The organism is Clostridium sp. BIOML-A1, from assembly GCF_009874105.1.
GTDB lineage: Bacteria > Bacillota > Clostridia > Lachnospirales > Lachnospiraceae > Coprococcus.
On record NZ_WWTL01000007.1, the window covers coordinates 125,200 to 148,449 of the forward strand.

At 41.1% G+C, this 23,250-nt stretch carries 15 protein-coding genes and 1 other annotated feature; all 15 genes read right to left on the reverse strand.

Annotation, left to right across the window (positions count from 1 at the left end; translation table 11 throughout):
* Positions 1–318: 318 nt before the first annotated feature.
* Complete coding sequence (locus GT641_RS07450) at positions 319–1,116, reverse strand: DUF3800 domain-containing protein (protein WP_161117199.1); 798 nt, start codon at positions 1,114–1,116, stop codon at positions 319–321.
* Between the two features lie 11 nt (positions 1,117–1,127).
* Positions 1,128–2,057: a nucleoside 2-deoxyribosyltransferase gene (locus tag GT641_RS07455; RefSeq protein WP_161117200.1), complete on the reverse strand. Its 930-nt coding sequence runs from the start codon at positions 2,055–2,057 to the stop codon at positions 1,128–1,130.
* Between the two features lie 688 nt (positions 2,058–2,745).
* Positions 2,746–3,933, reverse strand: a complete 1,188-nt coding sequence (gene tuf, locus GT641_RS07460) for an elongation factor Tu (RefSeq protein WP_119962872.1) — start codon at positions 3,931–3,933, stop codon at positions 2,746–2,748.
* 209 nt (positions 3,934–4,142) lie between these two features.
* Entirely contained in the window at positions 4,143–6,260 is a 2,118-nt protein-coding gene (gene fusA / locus GT641_RS07465) for an elongation factor G (protein ID WP_084770701.1), read from the reverse strand.
* 39 nt (positions 6,261–6,299) lie between these two features.
* A complete protein-coding gene (rpsG, locus tag GT641_RS07470; protein ID WP_044945754.1) occupies positions 6,300–6,770 on the reverse strand; it encodes a 30S ribosomal protein S7 in 471 nt (156 codons plus the stop codon).
* 189 nt (positions 6,771–6,959) lie between these two features.
* The gene (rpsL, locus tag GT641_RS07475; protein WP_044945751.1) at positions 6,960–7,382 is read right to left on the reverse strand and encodes a 30S ribosomal protein S12; all 423 of its coding nucleotides are present in this window, start codon (positions 7,380–7,382) and stop codon (positions 6,960–6,962) included.
* Between the two features lie 111 nt (positions 7,383–7,493).
* The gene (rpoC, locus tag GT641_RS07480; protein ID WP_117785715.1) at positions 7,494–11,252 is read right to left on the reverse strand and encodes a DNA-directed RNA polymerase subunit beta'; all 3,759 of its coding nucleotides are present in this window, start codon (positions 11,250–11,252) and stop codon (positions 7,494–7,496) included.
* A gap of 17 nt (positions 11,253–11,269) precedes the next feature.
* Complete coding sequence (locus GT641_RS07485) at positions 11,270–15,109, reverse strand: DNA-directed RNA polymerase subunit beta (RefSeq protein ID WP_044945749.1); 3,840 nt, start codon at positions 15,107–15,109, stop codon at positions 11,270–11,272.
* Between the two features lie 526 nt (positions 15,110–15,635).
* Complete coding sequence (rplL, locus tag GT641_RS07490) at positions 15,636–16,001, reverse strand: 50S ribosomal protein L7/L12 (protein ID WP_021944598.1); 366 nt, start codon at positions 15,999–16,001, stop codon at positions 15,636–15,638.
* Between the two features lie 84 nt (positions 16,002–16,085).
* On the reverse strand, positions 16,086–16,574 hold the full coding sequence (gene rplJ / locus GT641_RS07495) for a 50S ribosomal protein L10 (RefSeq protein WP_008402032.1): 489 nt from the start codon (positions 16,572–16,574) through the stop codon (positions 16,086–16,088).
* Positions 16,575–16,629: 55 nt separating this feature from the next.
* Positions 16,630–16,767, reverse strand: a sequence feature (ribosomal protein L10 leader region).
* Between the two features lie 172 nt (positions 16,768–16,939).
* Entirely contained in the window at positions 16,940–18,175 is a 1,236-nt protein-coding gene (gene fabF / locus GT641_RS07500; protein ID WP_117785714.1) for a beta-ketoacyl-ACP synthase II, read from the reverse strand.
* Positions 18,176–18,382: 207 nt separating this feature from the next.
* Positions 18,383–19,138, reverse strand: a complete 756-nt coding sequence (locus GT641_RS07505) for an OmpA family protein (RefSeq protein WP_161117201.1) — start codon at positions 19,136–19,138, stop codon at positions 18,383–18,385.
* Between the two features lie 3 nt (positions 19,139–19,141).
* Positions 19,142–20,152 (reverse strand): MotA/TolQ/ExbB proton channel family protein, encoded by a 1,011-nt coding sequence (locus GT641_RS07510; protein WP_161117202.1) that lies wholly within the window; start codon positions 20,150–20,152, stop codon positions 19,142–19,144.
* 278 nt (positions 20,153–20,430) lie between these two features.
* Complete coding sequence (locus tag GT641_RS07515; RefSeq protein WP_161117203.1) at positions 20,431–21,279, reverse strand: hypothetical protein; 849 nt, start codon at positions 21,277–21,279, stop codon at positions 20,431–20,433.
* A 75-nt stretch (positions 21,280–21,354) separates the two neighbouring features.
* Positions 21,355–23,250, reverse strand: a complete 1,896-nt coding sequence (locus GT641_RS07520; protein ID WP_161117204.1) for a fibronectin type III domain-containing protein — start codon at positions 23,248–23,250, stop codon at positions 21,355–21,357.

Consider the following 23,250-nt stretch of genomic DNA (forward strand, 5'->3'; position numbering starts at 1 on the left):
TGTATGTCAAAATATTTTATCCCATGTACCCTTAATATCCTATCTGTAAATCCCTATAGGGCATAGAACCCAAATACTCCAGTGAATATATTTATTCACTGAGTTTTTTAAAGTTATGTCTATTAACACAAAAAAGCTACCTATTACGGTAGCTTTTTTGATATAGGGTTCGTTGCCGATTGTATTTTTCTCCATACTTAGCTTTTGGCTAATCCAACGATTGTCTCTTGTGCGAACACAAAACGTAGTTGGCATCTCCCAATCCCTATGTGTATTCTATTATATGTAACCATGCTTGTCAATATAATATTTTTATTTTTATGGCATATATTTTATTCCGAACCTTTCTCTATTTCCCATATTGCCATCATATAAATTATAACGAAGCGTACCGAAAATATTTGGTTTGGATTGATTAATCCCTGCATGATCTCTAGCAAATGAGTTTGGTACAAAATCAGCTATTTGAAGCCCCGCTTCATTATCTGACTTATCAATAAAATCAATTCCTAAAAGCCGTTTCTCTGCTGCTTCCTTAGTCATATACATAGATCCCATGAGTTTCATATGATAATACTTATCTCTAAGTTTTTCATTTCCTATTAATTCTCTATGCTCATATATAATATTTCCCATTGCGTTATTTGTGCACAAAAAATGGCAATAGTTTTCTAACAATAATTGCATTGCCACTAAATATTGGTCTTGCTTATTTTTCCCTGTAACCCAATAGTATTGTTTTAAATTATCTTCATTAATACTACTTCCAACTATTGTTAACTTATTATCTACAAAAATCTTTTTAAGTTCATTATAAAATTTTTTTCGTTCTGAGCAGCGATTAAACTTGGCATATTCCGGATACTTCATTGCATCCAAACGCCCCTTCTCTGCCTCTATCAATCGCATTTGATGTAAAATCACACTTTCAGGATTACTTAATTCTGGCCACACATTACGTTTTAACTGGTTAACACTACTTTTCAACTGTGTATAATCATCTTCTGCAACAATGACTCCTGCCATGCAAAAATGATAGTCACTATCACTATGCGGCATCCCATTATACTTATGTGTTTCACTTTCATCTAAAAACAACGTATATCTCTTTATCACTGATGTTCTCCCTACTTCAATTTCTCACTTAACCTTAACAAAGCATCAGCAGCATTAGGATTTTTTATCAACTCCGGCATTAGTATCTTCATCATTTCTGTTTCAGGAGACTCCGGCGCTGGCTTCTGGGCATTAAAGGTTTCAATTACAGTTTTTATAGTATCATTCTCTTTCTTTTTGATTTCCTCTGTTAAAACATCTATTTTATATTGAATATCATTTAAAGAAGCAACGATCATATTATTTTCAAAATTGTTATTTCCCCGTTTAGATTCTTTAACCTCATCATACTTAAAGTTCTTTATTACCTGTTCTAATCTATCTTTTGTTGCAGTTACCATATCCAAATCGGTCAAATCATATTCAAATGTCCGAATAGATGATACATCAAAGGGAATTGTTTCATCTTTGCGTTTTAAGTGTATTATCGGTTTCTGACTTTTAGTTCTATATCCAATTTCAAAAAATACATTTGGATTGTGTCCTGTTAAATCCGCAATAACCAAATCATAATCATTTAATGCATCCAATATCTCTTGTGTAATCGAATTAGATGTATTAAAATCGTCCACTCTTTGTGCAACAAAACCACATTTTTCGCATACCGGCTTAATTATATGTTGATACAATTGATCAGCATTTTTTCTAATATCTGTACCTGCATCTCCTATTGGAGAAACAACAAAACATTTTTTCATAAATACCCCGTTTCTTTCTTTCGCCGAAATCATTTCCTCGCTTACAATCCTGTATGTGCCTCTGTCAACCTTTTCTATTTTTTTATTTTTTAACAAATTATCGACAGAACCGGCAAACTGACCTTCTGAATAGTCTTCCATATCTTTTTCCGACAAATAATCTTTCATCTCTGAAACAGAATGAGGACTCCCATCTGATAATAATTGCATTATCATTTCTTTTATCATAGCACTTTTGGTCATTTTATCATCTCCTTCATGAACATAATATATCTCACGCACAAGCTTGTCAAGTTTTTTGTTTTTTCTTGTGTTTTTTGCTACTACATCGTTTTTCTTGCCTATCTTTTTCTTTTTCTTGTTATTTGCAGTCCAAATTACTAAAAAACTTTGTTTTTTAGTAAAATTCTACTTTTTGTTCAACAGAGGCAACACCCATTTTCAATATAAACACTAAACAAAACCAATGATTACTCAATGATAAAAGCAATGCATCCTTCACCTACTATATATCTTCATATCTTACTCATGATAGTAAAGTTTTCAACGAAATTCTACCTTTTATTTTATTAAACAACCTTTTTTAGATATCCCTTTTTCTCGTAGTTTAAAAACCTTCCTCTATTATGCCCATAAGTCTTTTCATATTTTGTTTTAACTCTAATATCAGAAACAAAATAAAACTGCCTCTTCATGGTTTTGTATCATTTTAAAGTTCATCGCATACTCTGCTTTCAGTATTTTTTTAATTGAGCCTTATTTTTATTAACACATTTTGTCCTATAGGTTCCATTTGTAGGGTCAGAGCTCATTTTTTGCTCTAAAATAGGGTCAAAATAGGGTCAAAACCCATTTTCAAGCAGAAAAAAAGACCTCCGAGGGCGAACCCTCGAAGGTCTGAAAATCCTTTATTTATGCGGTTTATCAGCGATTACTCGATGATAGAAGCAACTCTTCCTGAACCTACAGTTCTACCACCCTCACGAATAGCGAAAGTAAGACCCTGGCTCATAGCGATTGGGTGAATCAGTTCGATTGTCATTTCTACGTTATCACCAGGCATGCACATCTCTGTACCTGCTGGAAGGTTACAAACACCTGTTACGTCAGTTGTTCTGAAGTAGAACTGTGGACGGTAGTTGTTGAAGAATGGTGTATGACGACCACCCTCGTCCTTAGTAAGAACGTAAACCTGAGCTGTGAACTTTGTATGACATGTGATTGAACCTGGCTTACAAAGAACCTGACCTCTTACGATATCTTCTCTCTTGATACCACGAAGAAGAGCACCGATGTTATCACCAGCCTGTCCTTCATCAAGGAGCTTTCTGAACATCTCGATACCTGTTACAGTTGTCTTCTGGATTTCTGGCTTAATACCAACGATTTCAACTTCATCATTTAAGTGGATAACACCAGCTTCTACTCTACCGGTAGCAACTGTACCACGACCTGTGATTGTGAATACATCCTCTACAGGCATGATGAATGGCTTATCTGTATCTCTCTGAGGATCTGGAATGTATGAATCTATTGTATCCATAAGTTCCATAATCTTATCTCCCCAAGGTCCCATTGGATCTTCAAGAGCCTTAAGAGCTGAACCCTTAACGATTGGGCAATCATTGAATCCGTACTCTTCAAGCTGTTCTGTAACTTCCATCTCTACAAGTTCGATAAGCTCGTCATCATCAACCATATCGCACTTATTTAAGAATACAACGATGTAAGGTACACCAACCTGACGTGAAAGTAAGATGTGCTCCTTTGTCTGAGCCATAACACCATCAGTAGCAGCAACAACAAGGATAGCACCATCCATCTGAGCTGCACCAGTGATCATGTTCTTAACGTAGTCAGCATGTCCTGGACAGTCAACGTGAGCATAATGTCTCTTCTCTGTCTCGTACTCAACGTGAGCTGTAGAGATAGTGATACCTCTTTCTCTCTCTTCTGGAGCCTTATCAATGTTAGCGAAATCAACAGCTGCGTTACCAGCTACTCTCTCTGAAAGAACTTTTGTGATAGCTGCTGTTAATGTTGTTTTACCATGGTCAACGTGACCGATTGTACCAATGTTACAATGTGGCTTACTTCTATTAAACTTTTCCTTTGCCATTTTTTAATATCCTCCTTAAATTTCGTACCCCTAAGGGCTATGCTTGGCTAAAACTCATTATATAGAATATATAAAAGATTTTCAACCTTTTTTTATCTCTTTATACCAGCAGGCACAAGGATTTTCAACCTTTTTACCTGCTGATATAATTTATTTTACTCTTTTAAGTCGAAAGGCACGGCAAAATGCCCTTCTGAGTTGTCAAACTATTATTTTGACTTTTCTGCAATAACCTTCTCCTGAACACTCTTTGGACACTGAGCGTATCTCTCAAAGAACATTGAGTAGTTACCACGTCCCTGTGTAGATGAACGAAGCTCTGTTGAGTAACCGAACATCTCTGCAAGTGGAACGAATGCTCTGACGATCTTACCACCGCCGATATCATCCATACCTTCGATCTGACCTCTCTTAGCATTTAAGCTTCCGATTACATCACCTAAGTATTCCTCAGGCATTGTAACTTCAACCTTCATGATAGGCTCCAGAAGAACTGGATTTGCCTTAGCCATAGCATCCTTGAAAGCCATAGAACCAGCGATGTGGAATGCCATTTCTGATGAATCGACTTCATGGTATGAACCATCGTATACATTTGCATGAACACCAAGTACTGGGTATCCACCAAGAATACCAGCCTTAGCAGCTTCTTCGATACCTTCACCGACTGCTGGGATATATTCCTTAGGAATAGCACCACCAACAACTGTGGATTCGAACTTGAATGTCTCTTCGCCGTTTGGATCCATTGGCTCGAACTTAACTTTACAGTGACCATACTGACCACGACCACCTGACTGCTTAGCATATTTGCTATCAACGTCAACAGCCTTGGTAAATGTCTCTTTGTAAGCAACCTGAGGTGCACCTACGTTAGCCTCAACCTTGAACTCACGAAGCAGACGGTCAACAATAACCTCAAGGTGAAGCTCACCCATACCAGCGATGATTGTCTGTCCTGTTTCTTTATCTGTATGTGCTCTGAATGTAGGATCTTCTTCAGCAAGCTTTGCAAGAGCCTCGCCCATCTTACCCTGATCATTCTTTGTCTTAGGCTCGATAGCAAGCTCGATAACTGGCTCTGGGAATTCCATTGACTCAAGGATAACCGGATGCTGCTCATCACAGATTGTATCACCAGTTGTTGTTACTTTGAAACCAACAGCAGCTGCGATATCACCAGCGTAAACCTTATCAATTTCCTTACGAGCATTTGCATGCATCTGTACGATACGTCCTACACGCTCTTTCTTGTCTTTTGTTGCATTTAATACATATGAACCTGAGTTCAATGTACCTGAATATACTCTGAAGAATGCTAACTTACCAACGAATGGGTCTGTCATGATCTTGAATGCCAATGCAGCAAATGGTTCTTCATCTGATGAATGACGAACTACATCATTTCCTTCAGGATCTACACCTGTGATATCAGGGATATCTGTAGGAGCTGGCATATATTCAATAACACCATCAAGCATCTTCTGAACACCCTTATTCTTGTATGCGGAACCAAGGAATACCGGAACTGCTTCACAAGCAATAGTTGCTCTACGAAGAACTTTCTTCATTTCGTCGATTGAAGGCTCTTCACCCTCAAGGTACATCATCATTAAGTCATCATCTAACTCGCAGATCTTCTCTACAAGGTTCTCATGCCATTTGTCAGCAAGCTCTTTTAAGTCATCAGGGATCGTTGTGATCTCGATGTCTTCACCCTTATCATCTTTATAATAGTATGCATCCATCTCAAATAAGTCGATCAGACCGATGAAATCGGATTCTTTACCGATAGGAATCTGAACTGGAATTGCATTCTTGCCCAGACGATCAATAATTGTCTGAACTGAGTAGAAAAAGTCAGCACCCATTTTATCCATCTTGTTGATGAATGCCATACGTGGAACGTTGTATGTGTCAGCCTGACGCCATACGTTTTCTGACTGAGGCTCTACACCAGCCTTTGCATCGAATACACCAACGGCGCCATCAAGTACACGAAGTGAACGCTCTACTTCTACAGTAAAGTCTACGTGACCTGGAGTATCAATGATGTTGATTCTGTGCTCTAAAGCACCAGCCTTTGGTTTGTGATGATCCTCTAATGTCCAGTGACAGGTTGTAGCAGCGGAAGTGATTGTAATACCTCTTTCCTGCTCCTGCTCCATCCAGTCCATAGTAGCTGTACCATCATGAGTATCACCGATTTTATAGTTAACACCGGTATAGTATAAGATTCTCTCTGTAAGAGTTGTCTTACCAGCATCGATATGAGCCATAATACCAATGTTTCTTGTTCTGTCCAATGGATATTCTCTTCCAGCCAACGGATTGTCCTCCTTTTATTATTCTGTAGACAGCACAGATTAGAATCTGTAGTGAGCAAACGCCTTGTTTGCTTCTGCCATCTTGTGCATATCTTCTTTTCTCTTTACAGATGCACCTGTGTTATTAGCTGCATCCATGATTTCTCTTGCAAGTCTTTCTTCCATGGTCTTTTCACTTCTGGCACGTGAAAATGTTGTTAACCAACGAAGTCCAAGAGCCTGTCTTCTATCTGGTCTTACATCGATAGGTACCTGATATGTTGCACCACCGATACGTCTTGCCTTAACCTCGAGTAATGGCATGATGTTGTTCATAGCCTCTTCAAATACCTCGATAGCGTCCTTACCAGTTTCAGTTGCGATACGGTCGAATGCACCGTAAACAATCTTCTGGGCAACACCCTTCTTACCATCTAACATTACGTTGTTGATAAGCTTGGTAACCACCTTGTTATTGTAAATTGGATCCGCTAATACGTCTCTCTTTGCGATATGTCCTTTACGTGGCACGGTTCTTCCCTCCTTAATATTTATTAATTCTTCGGTACTCACATTATAAAATGTGTTCGTGCTGTTATTTCCATCTCTTCTATCTATCTGATGTTTTCTGCATTTTTATGCATCAACACCTTATCTCATAGCAAAAACATGGCCTAACCAGCACATTTTTTTGGAATGTTTCCAATAATACGGTTTTAATTACTTCTTAGCATCTTTTGGACGCTTAGCACCGTACTTAGAACGAGCCTGACGTCTCTTTGCAACACCTGCTGTATCAAGAGTACCTCTGATGATATGGTATCTTGTACCAGGTAAGTCCTTTACTCTACCACCACGGATAAGAACTACGCTATGCTCCTGAAGGTTGTGACCTTCACCTGGAATATAACTTGTAACTTCGATACCGTTTGATAAACGAACTCTGGCGATCTTTCTCAGAGCTGAGTTAGGCTTCTTAGGAGTAGCTGTCTTAACTGCTGTACAAACTCCTCTCTTCTGTGGAGAGCTTGTCTCAGTTGGCTTCTTCTTTAATGAGTTGAAACTTCTCTGAAGAGCTGGTGCAGTTGACTTCTTCTCTACTGTCTGTCTTCCCTTTCTAACTAACTGGTTAAATGTTGGCATGTTTTCACCTCCTACTTTCAAAATAAAAAATAATATAAGGCATACGTTCTCACGCATGCCTTACCATTATATATATTGAAATTATTCGTGTCAAGCACTTTTCAAATTTATTTATTCGTTATCAGATGTCTCTGCCTCTACAGATTCCAAGTCTGAAGCATTTTCTTCCGCCTCATCCTCTGCATCTGCATCGGTATCAACTGCATCTTCTAACTCTGTGCTTTCCAGATCATCTCCGAAGTCGATCTCTTCATCATCATCAAAGAAGTTGATCTCATCCATCTCTGTATCAAGCTTTACAGAACGATAGCGCTTCATACCTGTACCTGCTGGGATCAGCTTACCGATAATAACGTTCTCTTTCAGACCATTAAGCGGATCTACCTTACTCTTAATAGCTGCATCTGTAAGAACCTTTGTTGTCTCCTGGAAGGACGCTGCTGACATGAAGGAATCTGTAGCAAGTGATGCCTTTGTAATACCAAGCATTACCTGTGAGCCTTCTGCCGGCTGTTTGCCTTCTGCGATGAGCTGCTCATTTGTATCTTCAAAATCAAGAACGTCAACCAGTGTTCCCGGAAGGTAGGATGAATCTCCGTTATCCTCGATCCTGATCTTCTTTAACATCTGACGAACAATGATCTCGATATGCTTATCATTGATATCAACACCCTGAAGTCTGTATACTCGCTGTACTTCACGAAGCATGTAATCCTGAACTGCACGGATACCTTTGATCTTTAAGATATCATGTGGATTAACAGAACCTTCTGTTAATTCATCACCGGCTTCCAGAACCTGATCGTCCAGAACCTTGATACGGGAACCATAAGGAATTAAGTATGCCTTTGATTCGCCTGTCTCGTCATTTGTGATAACGACTTCTCTCTTCTTCTTATTATCACGAAGCTGAACCTTACCGCCAAACTCTGCGATGATCGCAAGTCCCTTTGGCTTTCTTGCTTCGAACAACTCTTCTACTCTAGGAAGACCCTGTGTAATATCATCACCGGCAACACCACCAGTATGGAATGTTCTCATGGTAAGCTGTGTACCAGGCTCACCGATTGACTGAGCTGCGATAATTCCGGCAGCTTCACCAACCTGTACCGGCTGTCCGGTTGCCATGTTGGCACCATAACATTTTGCACATACACCAAGGTGTGACTTACATGTCAGGATCGTTCTGATCTTAAGCTTTGCATCCTGTCTTGTAACACCTGTATCCGGATCAAGGAACGGAACACCGTTTGAATCTACACCCTGATTTACGATCAGAGCAGCTCTCTTTGGTGATACCATGTGGTTTGCCTTAACTAAAAGGTTACCATCTTTATCGTATACAGATTCTGCAAGGTAACGACCTGTAATTCTCTCCTGGAAGGATTCGATTACTTCTTTTCCCTCCATGAAAGCTTCTACTTCCATACCAGGAATTGCTTTTCCTGCACAACAATCTGTCTCACGAATGATCAGATCCTGTGATACGTCAACCAAACGTCTGGTCAGGTATCCTGAATCGGCTGTACGAAGCGCTGTATCGGACAGACCCTTACGAGCACCATGCGCTGAAATGAAATACTCCAGAACGTCAAGACCTTCACGGAAGTTTGACTTAATCGGAAGTTCGATCGTACGACCGGTTGTATCTGCCATCAGACCACGCATACCAGCCAGCTGTTTGATCTGCTGGTTAGATCCACGGGCACCGGAATCTGCCATCATGAAGATGTTGTTATATTTATCAAGTCCGTCCAGAAGGGCTTTTGTCAGAACCTTATCGGCTTCTTCCCAAACCTTAACAACAGCGAGGTATCTCTCCTCCTCTGTCATAAGACCACGTCTGAACATCTTTGTGATCTTGTCAACCTGAGTCTGAGCATCTGCAAGGATCTGCTTCTTCTCGTCCGGCACCTTCATATCTGAAATAGATACTGAAATAGCACCTCTGGTTGAATACTTGTAACCGATTGCCTTTACGTCATCCAGAACTTCAGCAGTCTTGGTTGCGCCATGTGTATTGATACATTTGTCAAGGATCGGCTTTAACTGTTTCTTACCAACATGGAAATCAATCTCAAGTTTCAGGATATTGTCAGGATTTGTTCTGTCAACATATCCAAGATCCTGAGGAATGATCTCGTTGAACAGCAAACGACCGAGTGTAGTATCGATGATACCTGTAACCTCTGTTCCGTCTTCTGTCGTAACAGTTCTTCTTACTTTTATCTTAGAGTGGAGAGTGATCTCCTTGTTCTCATATGCAAGCAGTGCTTCGTTCTTTGACTTGAAGAACTTGCCTTCTCCGATATCGCCATCCTTCTCCATTGTCAGATAGTAGATACCAAGGACCATATCCTGTGAAGGAACGGCAACCGGAGCACCATCTGAAGGCTTCAGAAGGTTATTCGGGGACAGGAGCAGGAATCTACATTCTGCCTGTGCCTCAACTGTAAGCGGAAGGTGAACAGCCATCTGGTCACCATCGAAATCGGCATTGAACGCTGTACATACCAGTGGATGAAGCTTGATTGCCTTACCTTCTACAAGGATAGGCTCAAATGCCTGGATACCCAGTCTGTGAAGTGTAGGAGCACGGTTTAACATAACCGGATGCTCTTTGATTACATCCTCAAGTACATCCCAAACTTCCGGCTCAAGCTTTTCTACCATCTTCTTAGCAGCTTTAATGTTATTCGCTCTGCCGCTGGCTGTCAGTTCTTTCATAACAAATGGCTTGAATAATTCGATAGCCATTTCCTTTGGAAGACCACACTGATAGATCTTAAGTTCCGGTCCTACTACGATAACGGAACGTCCTGAATAGTCAACACGCTTACCAAGAAGGTTCTGACGGAAACGTCCCTGCTTACCCTTTAACATATCGGACAGAGACTTTAATGCTCTGTTACCCGGACCTGTTACAGGACGGCCTCTTCTACCATTATCAATTAACGCATCAACAGCTTCCTGAAGCATTCTCTTCTCGTTTCTGACAATGATGTCAGGAGCGTTCAGATCAAGAAGTCTTCTTAAGCGGTTATTTCTGTTGATAATTCTTCTATATAAGTCATTCAGGTCAGATGTAGCAAATCTGCCGCCATCCAACTGAACCATAGGTCTGATATCCGGTGGGATAACCGGAATAACATCCATGATCATCCACTCCGGCTTATTCTCAGAATTACGGAATGCTTCAACAACTTCCAGTCTCTTGATGATTCTGGCTCTCTTCTGTCCGCTTGAATTCTTAAGCTCAGCCTTTAATTCTTCGCTTTCTTTATCCAGATCGATTGCTCTTAAGAGCTCCTGAATGGACTCAGCACCCATTCCTGCACGGAAGGAGCCGTATCCGAAGTCCTCTTCAGCCTTTCTGTATTCCTGCTCTGTCAGAACTTGCTTATAAGTAAGCGGTGTGTCCTTTGGATCAAGAACGATATAAGATGCAAAGTATAATACCTTTTCAAGTACTCTTGGAGAAATATCAAGGATCAGTCCCATACGGCTAGGAATACCTTTGAAATACCAGATATGGGATACCGGTGCTGCAAGCTCGATATGACCCATACGCTCTCTACGAACGCTGGCCTTTGTAACCTCTACACCGCATCGATCACAGATAATACCTTTATATCTGATCTTCTTATACTTACCGCAATGACATTCCCAGTCCTTGCTAGGTCCAAATATTCTCTCGCAGAACAAACCATCTTTTTCCGGTTTTAATGTTCTGTAGTTGATAGTCTCAGGTTTCTTAACCTCACCATGTGACCATTCTCTGATTTTTTCAGGAGATGCAAGTCCGATTCTAATTGCGTCAAAGCTTAAAGCCTGTTCCTGTTCTGGAGTTTCCATGTTAAATTCTGGCATCTTACAAAATCTCCTTTCTAAAATTCATCATCCGAGTTGCCATCATAGTCGTCATTGTAATCATCCAGATATTCTCCGTCTGATAATGATGTCAGCTCATCATTTTCATCTGTTCCGCTGAAGCCCGCTTCTTCAAATTCACGTCCATCAGCTTCCCGTTTATCATCATCGATCATGCTCTTAACATTCTCGTCATACGCTTCGATCGTCTCACCGAGATCAACCTCTGTCATATCGTCTTTTACAACTCTGACATCGAGACCAAGTGACTGGAATTCCTTCAGCAGTACCTTGAATGACTCAGGGATACCAGGTGTAGGAATATTCTCACCCTTAATGATCGCTTCATATGTCTTAACACGTCCGATTACATCATCCGACTTAACAGTCAGGATTTCCTGTAATGTATATGATGCACCGTATGCTTCCAGTGCCCAAACTTCCATCTCACCGAAACGCTGTCCACCGAACTGAGCTTTACCACCCAGAGGCTGCTGTGTAACTAATGAGTACGGACCGGTTGAACGTGCATGGATCTTATCATCAACCAGATGGTGGAGCTTAAGATAATGCATGTAACCGATTGTTACAGGGCTGTCAAATTCTTCACCGGTTCTACCGTCACGAAGCTGTACCTTACCGGTTCTGTCGATCGGAACGCCCTTCCATTCTTCTCTGTGGTCTCTGTTCTCATAGAGGTAATTCATTACTTCTTCCGAAACAGAGTCTTTATATTTCTCATAGAAATCTTCCCACTCGGTATTTGCATAATCATTCGCCATCTCAAGAGTATCCATGATATCAAACTCGTCTGCACCATCAAACACAGGAGTTGAAACCTTGAATCCGAGAACCTGTGAAGCAAGACCAAGATGGATTTCAAGAACCTGTCCGATATTCATACGTGAAGGAACGCCCAGTGGGTTCAACACGATATCGAGCGGACGACCATTTGGAAGGAATGGCATATCTTCTACCGGAAGTACACGGGAAATTACACCCTTGTTACCATGACGACCGGCCATCTTATCTCCTACCTGGATCTTTCTCTTCTGAGCAATGTATACTCTGACTGATTTATTAACACCCGGTGAAAGTTCATCACCGTTTTCTCTTGTGAAGATCTTGGTATCCATGATGACACCAAATGCTCCATGAGGAACCTTAAGGGAAGTATCTCTTACTTCTCTTGCCTTCTCACCAAAGATGGCACGAAGGAGTCTTTCCTCTGCTGTCAGCTCTGTCTCTCCCTTAGGAGTAACCTTACCGACAAGGATATCTCCGGCACGAACCTCAGCACCGATACGGATAATACCATTCTCATCCAGATCCTTTAATGCATCATTGGACAATCCCGCAAGATCTCTTGTGATCTCTTCCGGTCCGAGCTTGGTATCTCTTGCTTCGCATTCGTACTCCTCAATATGAATAGATGTATATACATCATCTTTTACAAGTCTTTCACTTAAAAGAACAGCATCCTCGTAGTTGTAACCTTCCCAGGTCATGAAACCGATCAGAGGGTTCTTTCCAAGTGCGATCTCTCCACCTGAAGTAGATGGTCCGTCTGCGATAACCTCTCCAGCCTTAACATGCTCGCCCTTGAATACGATAGGTCTCTGGTTCATACAGTTACCCTGATTGCTTCGTGCGAACTTGATAACATGGTAGATATCCTTTGTTCCATCTTCATCTGCCTTAATACAGATTTCCTTACTTGTGGAATATTCAACTACACCATCTCTCTTTGCAACGATACATACACCTGAGTCAACGGCTGCCTTTGCTTCCATACCAGTACCTACAACGGCTGATTCGGTAAGCATAAGCGGAACTGCCTGACGCTGCATGTTTGATCCCATCAGAGCACGGTTTGCATCATCGTTCTCAAGGAAAGGAATCATGGATGTAGCAACTGAGAATACCATCTTAGGAGAAACGTCCATCAGATCAACTCTTGATTTCGGGAACTCTGTTGTATCCTCTCTGTATCTTCCTGATACGTTGTTATTTACGAAATGACCATCTGCATCCAGAGGTTCATTTGCCTGTGCAACTCTGTAATTATCTTCTTCATCTGCCGTCAGATAAATAACCTCATCTGTAACTACAGGGTTTGCAGGATCTGATTTATCCAGTTTTCTGTATGGTGCTTCTACAAAACCATACTCATTGATTCTTGCATAAGTAGCCAGAGAGTTGATCAGACCGATGTTAGGACCTTCAGGAGTCTCGATAGGACACATTCTACCATAATGAGTATAGTGTACATCTCGAACCTCGAATCCTGCTCTGTCTCGTGACAGACCACCGGGACCAAGGGCTGATAATCTTCTCTTATGAGTCAGCTCAGACAATGGGTTGTTCTGATCCATGAACTGTGACAACTGGGAACTTCCGAAGAATTCCTTAACTGCTGCTGTTACAGGCTTGATGTTGATCAGAGACTGTGGAGTGATCGTCTCTACGTCCTGAGTCGTCATTCTCTCTCTTACAACTCTTTCCAGTCTGGAAAGACCGATTCTATACTGATTCTGAAGAAGTTCTCCGACTGCACGGATACGTCTGTTACCAAGGTGATCGATATCATCCTTTGTTCCAATACCATATTCAAGGTGAATGTTGTAGTTAATTGAAGCGATAATGTCTTCTTTTGTTATATGCTTTGGAACAAGGTCAGATGCATCTCTTGCGATAGCTGCCTTTAATTCTTCTTCGTCTGAATATTCATTTAAAAGGGTTTCAAGGACAGGATAGTATACACCCTCATGGATACCTACTTCAGCAGGATCAAATCCAACATACTTGGACAGATCTACTACCATATTTGAAAGCACCTTTACGTTACGTTCTTCTGTCTGGATCATAACATATGGTACAGCAGCATCCTGGATATCCTTTGCCTGTGCTCTTGTAAGTGTCGTGCCTGCTTCTGCGATCACTTCACCGGTTGCCGGATCGATCGCATCCTCTGCAAGTATCTGACCTGTGATTCTGTTCTGGAATGCCAGCTTCTTATTGAACTTATAACGTCCAACCTTTGCAAGATCATAACGTCTTGGATCAAAGAACATTGCATTGATCAGGTTCTCTGCACTTTCTACTGCAAGAGGCTCACCCGGTCTTATTTTTTTGTACAGCTCAAGAAGACCATCCTGATATGTCTCAGAAGGATCCTTTTCAATACTTGCTAAAATCTTTGGTTCTTCGCCAAACAGATCGATAATCTCTGCATTTGTTCCGATTCCCAGTGAACGGATAAGTACTGTGATAGGCACCTTTCTGGTTCTATCTACACGAACATAGAAAACATCATTCGAATCTGTTTCGTACTCTAACCATGCACCACGGTTTGGGATAACTGTACAGGAGTACAGCTTCTTACCAATCTTATCATGTGCAATATCATAGTAGATACCAGGTGAACGCACCAACTGGCTTACGATAACTCGCTCTGCACCGTTGATCACAAATGTACCTGTCTCGGTCATAAGAGGAAGATCACCCATGAAAATCTCATGTTCTGACATTTCCTTTGCGTCATTTGCATGGAGTCTTACTTTTACTTTAAGCGGTGCAGCATATGTTGCATCTCTTTCCTTGCACTCTTCGATTGAGTACTTCACATCATCTCTACATAACTGGAAATCTACAAACTCAAGACTAAGCTGTCCTGTATAGTCAGTAATAGGAGAGATATCTTTAAATGCCTCCTTCAGACCATCGGTAAGGAACCACTGGTATGAGTTTTTCTGAACTTCGATAAAGTTAGGCATCTCCAGTACATCTTTCTGTCTGGAATAACTCATTCGGATACCTTTACCAGATTGAACAGGACTAATTCTGTTTTTTTCCATCGACACATTCACCCCTTGGAATTTATTTTTAAGCGTATATTCTGTTGAAATGCTTACATTTAACCGAAATATATTAGCCGTGTCATTATATGTCTGGTTTGAACGCAAACCAACCCATAGTATAGACATCCTACACTGTATCACATTTTCAAGGTATATGTCAAGAAATATTTGGAATTTTTTATAAAAGAATTGTATATGAACATTTATCCATATTTATGCGCCTGTTTGCATTTTCTAAAAACAATATGCAACAGCATTTTATTTTATAGAACAGATACATAAATTCGGCTATACCATGAGTGCATTCTCACTCTATGCATTCAAAAAATCACCCCTTATAAGCAAGTAATTTTTCATCATTGTATAGATATTTGTATCTGTGTTCAGAATCTTAAAATCACTTATTCGGTCTCAACTGCTCTTATTGATAAAAATGATCAGTTCGCCGGAACTTTGACAAAAACGACCTGGCAGGTAATTCTCCCGCCAGGTCGAAAGATATTCATAAATACAAGGAATAAAATTACTTTAATGTAACCTTAGCGCCTTCAGCCTCTAACTTAGTCTTAGCTTCCTCAGCCTCGTCCTTTGAAGCTCCCTCTTTGATAACCTTTGGAGCGCCATCAACAGCGTCCTTAGCTTCCTTTAAGCCAAGACCTGTAATCTCACGAACAACCTTGATAACCTTAACCTTGTTAGGACCAACTTCTGTAAGTTCGATATCGAATGAATCCTTCTCTTCTGCTGCTGGAGCGTCTCCGCCTGCTGCTGCTACAACAACACCTGCTGCTGCTGATACGCCGAATTCTTCCTCACATGCTTTAACTAAGTCATTTAATTCTAATACTGATAAACCTTTGATTACTTCAATAATTTCCTGAGTTGTCATTATTATTTCCTCCATTAATATAATATAGTTTAATAATTGCTGCTTCTATTAAATAGAAGCCGATGTGCCTGTATGCACAAATAATTAAGCTTCCTTCTGTTCTGCAATCTGCTTGATAACACGAGCGAAGTTTGCAATAGGTGACTGGATACTTCCAAGGAATTTGGAAATAAGTACTTCTCTTGAAGGAATGTTTGCAATAACTGCGATACCTGCTGCATCGTAGAATGTACCTTCTACAACGCCACCCTTAAGCTCAAGTGCCGGAGCAGTCTTTGCGAAGTTAGCCAAGATTCTGGCTGCTGCTGTAGCATCTGTCTTACAGATAGCTAATCCGGTAGGTCCTTCGAGACATGGCTTCAGTCCCTCGAACTCTGTGCCTTCAATAGCGAAGTTGATCATGGTGTTCTTGTATACCTTATAAACAACCCCAGCTTCTCTTAACTGCTTACGAAGCTGTGTGTCCTGCTCAACTGTAAGTCCACGGTAGTCAACTACAACTGCTGTCTGAGCACCATCTAAGTTAGCTTTGATTTCTTCAACTACTGGCTTCTTAATCTCTACCTTTGCCATAATGCGCCTCCTTGTTTTACTAATGACTGCACATAGTTAACAGAAAGCATCTTCTGCTAAAATAAGAAAAGCTCTCTGTCGATAAGACAGAGAGCATATAGTTAAAATAATATTAACGATATATTCCTCGGTAGGTGTTTTTCAACTTATGCCATCCGGCACCTACTGTCTTCGGCAGTTCATCGGGAGATACTTTACCATAACACAAGGAATATGTCAATACGTTTTTTCACTTTTTGATGTAAATTTTCACTTTTTGATGTAAATTTTCACTTTTCCATGTAAATTTACACTTTTTCGTGCAAATACTTTTGCTCACATTATTTATGATGTGTAATTCTTTTATATCTGTTTTTGTCTGGATCTTATTCTTCCCATTTCTTTACAAGGATACTTGCATTGTGTCCGCCAAATCCAAGAGAATTGCTCAGTGCATATGTAATGTCCTTATGAACGCCCTCACCCTTTGTATAATTCAGGTCGATCTCGCCTTCTGTCTCACGAAGACCTACTGTTGGGTGAATGTATCCATCTTCGATAGATTTTACGCATGTAATAAATTCAACTGCTCCGGCCGCGCCAAATAAATGACCGATCATGGATTTTGTAGAATTGATATTTACATTATATGCATCCTCACCAAATGCTTTCTTGATAGCTCTTGTCTCATAAAGATCATTGTGGTGGGTACTTGTTCCGTGTGCATTGATATAATCAACATCTGCCGGTGTAATGCCAGCCTCGTTGATCGCAAGTGTCATGGCTCTTGCTGCACCCTCTCCATCTTCGGCAGGGGATGTAATGTGAAATGCATCACAGGTGGAACCATATCCGACAACCTCGGCAAGGATCTTTGCTCCTCTTGCCTGCGCATGCTCCAGAGATTCCAGAACTACGACTCCAGCTCCTTCACCGATAACGAATCCACATCTGTCTTTGTCAAACGGAATCGACGCACGATCTGCTTCCGTTGCACTTGAAAGTGCTGTCATGGAGATAAATCCTGAAACATTTGTCTCACAGATCGGTGATTCAGCGCCTCCGGCTACCATCACATCTGCATCTCCGACCTGAATATAACGATATGCCTCGCCAATGCTGTTTGTCCCTGTCGCACATGCTGTTACAACATCTGTACATTTTCCCTTTAAGCCATATGCGATCGCTACATTTCCGGCTGCCATATTCGAGATCATCATAGGAACCATCATTACACTGACACGGTTTGCCTTACCATTCATAACCTTGGCATGTTCCTTTTCGATCGTAGCTACACCGCCAAGTCCGTTACCGATACAGGTTCCGAATCTTGTCAGATCTTCTTTCTCAAGATCAATACCGGCATTCTTGATTGCTTCGCCTGTAGCTGCAACTGCATACTGGCAGAACGGCTCCATTCTTCTGGCTGCCTTTGGATCCATATATTGTTTCGGATCAAAATCTTTTACTTCAGCACCCATTTTGCATTTATATTCGGATACATCAAATTTTGTAATCTCGCCAATACCTACTTTATTCTTCTTAATGCCATCCCAGAATTCTTCTACGTTATTTCCGATCGGGGTTACAGCGCCCATTCCTGTTACAACTACTCTTTTCATCTCGTTTTCCTTTCAAAAGACAATCTATCCATTTAGTACATATCATATAAATATGTACCGCCGTAATGCTCATTGTACCATTTCACCTGCCGGTTCAATGTTGGTTTCGCATTATGCTGGTATGTACAAACACATCCCATCGCAATGCTCATTGTACCATCTCGTTTTTAAAACCGCAAGTGTTGGTCTGTTTCTCTTTCAAAATATCTATTTCTCTTTCAGAATATCCATCATCTCAGCGATCATTTCTTCATCCTGAAGCCGGAACAGAATCTCTACTCGTCTGGATGCTTCCAGATCGACAGATCCATCCTCCTTATAAATCGGATTGCTGTAGGACTTTCCATTTGCCGTCAGCACACTTCGAAGCAGTTCAACATCCGTGGAGCTTATGATCCCGTTACTCTCAGTCAGGCAATACTTTGCAACAGAAAAGGCTCTATGCTGGGAAAGTTCAAGATTATAAATATAAGATCCATTCGTATCTGTATGACCTTCTATAATAATCTCCGATACATAATCACGATATTTTTCATCCAGCAGCACTTTACAGTATTTGGGAAGAAATTCTTTCAAGAATGTCTTTCCTTCTTCCTTCAGATCACTGTCTGCTACATCAAACAAAACGCTTGCATCAAAGGTGATCGCACCCGTTTTCTCGTCTACCTTGACATTTAACGAACTGTCTGCGAACTCATCACGGAGTGCCGCCACCAGATCACTTCGGATGCCTGCGATACGGTCAAGCTCCTCCTGCTGGTCTTTTAAGAGCTGTTCCTGCTCTTTGATGATCTCCTGCTGTTTATCAAGCTCCGCCTGTTTACTCTCATACTGGCTCTTTGACTGCATCAGTGTAAAAGAAATGATCAGAATAAAGATCAGAAGGAGTGCCGCCATCATATCGGAATACGACAGCCAGTAAGAGGTTTCTTCTTCCTCCGGTCTTCTTCGTTTCTTACTCATGCCTTATCCCTCCCTGCTGCTCTGCCCGATCGCCCTCGGGCGGTTCAGTCTGCCCCGGAAGATGTCATTCTGATCTTTCGTCAGGATACGGATATCTTCGATATCTTCATGCATGGACTTCAGATATGCAAGTGTTTCTTCGATTGCCTTCTGTGTTGCTATCGTTGCTTCCAACTGTTTCTTCTGGAAATCAAGTTCCAGATTACCGTTATCGTAAGTCGCATCCGGACGCACATACCGTTTGAACTCTGCTACAAATTCATCCAGTTTGTGATATGCCTGTTCCAGCACCGTCTTAAAGATCAGATTAAATGTCAGGGAAAAGATCATTCCATAGATAGAGGTATGGAACGCAACCTTGATACCATCCATCAGAGGTCCGATACTGTTCGTGATCTCCTCTGCTGAACCTGTATTAAATGCCTGAAGGCCGATTGACAGACCGATAAAGGTACCAAGAATACCCAGCCCTGTCATGGCTCCCGGAACCAGACTCAGACGACCCTTTTCAACCGCATCATCGATCAGCTGGTAATTGATAAAATCTTCGATATCGCAGGCATATTTTCCTTCCTCATCCTGCTCCAGACGTTTCATTTCTTCCACATAATCTACATAGGAATTTCTCAGATGTTCCTCATTAAAGATACCATACCGGGTCTCGGTACGATACAGATCCCAAAGAAGCTTCTTTTCTTTTGCATAGTCGCCCTTGATATAGCTGATGGCTATACGAAAATCTTCCCCCATCTGGTCGATATGCTTCAAATGCTTATATGCATAGACAAATATCGCTCCCACGATTCCAAACATACAGACACTGATCAGCACATTTGCCGGATCCAGACTATCATTTGTCACATTCAGTAAAATACAGATACCGAGCATCACCACATAGACAACAGGCAGCCACTTTTTATTCAGCTCTACCTTCATGTTCTGCTTCTTACGGAATGCTCTTGCCGCACGTTCATTCTGCGGCCGAATGGTTTTTAACCGGTTTCGTTTGTTCATTTTTTCGTTTCCTCTCGTATGATCTCATTCAGCCTTTTCATTCGTATCTGCCAAAGCGTTTCCCCATTCGTTTTATTGTAGCATTAATCCGCATTTTTTACCATCACAATGCGTAAAAAAACGGCACCAGATACAAATAAATTCTATTATCTGTATCTGATGCCGTATGCTAAATACAACATCGTCCATCTGATGCCATAAGCTCTAACTGTCTATCTGACGCTATAAGTTCTGACCCTCACCTGACACCGACCGGCTGTAACGCCTGTATTTTCATTTTACCAGCCGCTTACAGAAGGTGCTGAATATATAACCTTTGCTCCTTTTCCGTTCTTTTTCACAAGAACCAGTTTGGAATATCCCTTTTTATCATATTTCTTATACACGATGTAGTCGCCCTGCAACGTATAATAAGAAACCGTTGAAGTACTGGTCGCATTCTTATCTTTCAGCACATTATAAATCTCGGTTTTCTTGCCTTTTGAGGTCTTGTAATCTATCGCCTGTGGGAAATATAAACTACCTATCGTCTTGCCCCGGGAGGTCAGAGAACCCTTGGAGGTCTTGATCGGAGTTCTTCCATCACGCTCTGTATTCAATACGACAGACTTTGCTTTCTTTTTATTCTTTCCGGTAAGTGACATGGAATATGTACCGATCGTCTTATCATATTCTACATCACCGGTCTTGATATGCTGAGTCTTTGTATAGTAGATCTTTTTGCCGGCAAATACAAAATTACGGCCTCTTGCAAGCTTTGTTTTTTTACCGGTCTTAATGGACACACGTACGATATACTCATCTGATCCATCAGAACCGCCATAATTGTCATAAACTGCATAGAGATAATTTCCCTTTTTCCTTAAGCTGCCAAATCCTTTTCCACTTGCCTTGGCAATGGTTTTTGTCTTCTTCGTTTTGATATCGTAGCAGAAGATCCTTCCGGTCTCTGTGATCGAATAGTATACCTTATTATTGCTGATCACAACGGAACATCCGCCACTGCCAATATAGTTATCCTGCGTCTGATATGTCTTTGCATCTGCCTGATTCGGATAAATTAAGCATCCGATCAGAACTGCAAGCATACTGAATAAAATTGCATGTGATTTGAAAAATTGTTTCATATTTCATCCATCTCCTTAATTATTTGATTAAATATTTGCCTCTATATTCTTCGCTTCTTCACGTCCGGCACGGATCTAGTCTCTGATGACCTTATCCAGACAGCCGTGTTCTTCGCATGAATTTCTTGCCTTTCTTCCCTGCGCATCGATATATACGATATTGCCATCGGCATCCTTGTATGCCAGAGACTCATGTGCTCCTGCGCTTGGATTGGTACTGGCATCTCCGATCGTAAGCCATACACCCTCACCTTCTGCAACAGTATCTGTCGCTTTATCATACAGATAATTCAGCCCCAGATCCTCCTCTGCCGCAGCACAGACAATATCTATAGCCACACAGGTTATGATACCGCCACGCAATGCCATCGCACGGTTTAAGACCGGCATATCGAACATATTATAATAAAGCGCCATACCATCGACTGAGAATCCATCCCACAGAGTCGGATTTACATCTTTTTGAGTACATTGATATCCCGGATAATGCGCTGTCGTTGAAATATAATCTGCAAGAGTTTTCAGCTTATCATAATTCGACATATCATCTGTCCACAGCTTTGCCTCTACATTTCTCCGAACCTTTGTATACAATTCTGCATCAAGAAGATTTCCATCTTCATCATATGGCTTCGGAGCAACATACATAGTGTCATATAAAACGCCATCCTTGTAAGCATCCAGTCTGCACACGCGCACACCTGCACCAGCTGTTACAGTAAGCTTACACTGTGACATTGCTTTGCCGGAAAATTGTACTTTTCCACTTGTGGTCGGAGTTGTAATAGATGTTGTCTCTCCATATACTCCTTTCAGATTATAGGTTTCTACTTTTATTTCCGGTTCTGAAGTATTCCAGCCTGCCCATTCCATAAGATTACTGTATTCTTTCGGCGTAGCATCCGATACCTTATAGGTTATATGCTCCTCTAACCACGCAGCATTACCTTCACATGCAAACCATTCGCAAAAAGAACCTGTACCATTCGTTACGGTTGTATTTCCAACCTCTTTCTTCATGGTTTCCCCGTACTTATAACCGGACAGATTAAATCCTCCAAGTGGATCTTCATTATTGTATATTCTCACTTTTCCCAAAGCAATCCATGTCTCTTTATAATGTTCTGTCTCAGGGAATATAATACACAGGCTGGTATGTCCGACACTCGTACATACCACATTTCCATCCTCATTCTTTTTGGTATATCTTTCTGTATAATCGATATATTCTCCCCGATTACCATAAGTATAATATTCCTTTATTTCTCCTGCACATTCCGGCTGTTTGGAATAATGAACCTTTATTTCATCTCCCAGTTCATATTCCATTTTTTCCAGCTCTGCCGTGCCATCCCACTCTTTTTTTTGATCCTCGGACTCCTGTCCGCCGGAATTCGTGTCCCCGGTAGTGCCTGAGTTCCCGATGGTATCTGTATCCTTAGTTGCACCTGTGTTTCCAGTGATGTCTGTATCCTTGGTGGTGCCTGCGTTCTCAGTGGCATCCGTTACATCTGTGGTGTTCTCAGACTTATTGCTATCACCAGTATTCTTCTGACCGGAGTCCTTCTTTGTCGTCTTCTTTTTCACTTTAACAGACTTCACTTTACTCCATGCGCTGTGATATTTTTTCTTCTTTACAGTCCGGTACACACGCACTCTGACATAATATTTTTTGCCCTGCTTCAGCTTCTTAAACGTTACCGTTGTTTTCTTAGCACTGACTTTCTGGCTTTTTACGTTTTTCTTAAACTTCTTGTCTGTACTGATCTGAATCTGATAGCTGCCCGCCTTTTTTGATTTCTTAAATCTTACTGTCACCTGTCCCGCTGATCTGGATCTTACTGACGTAATAGATGTCTTTGGAACTGTAACCTTACTGCCTGTTTTCGCTTCTGATGTAAATGAGCAATTCACGCATAGCAATGCTGCCACCATGCACCAGACAATGATCTGCTTCAATCTATTCTTCAT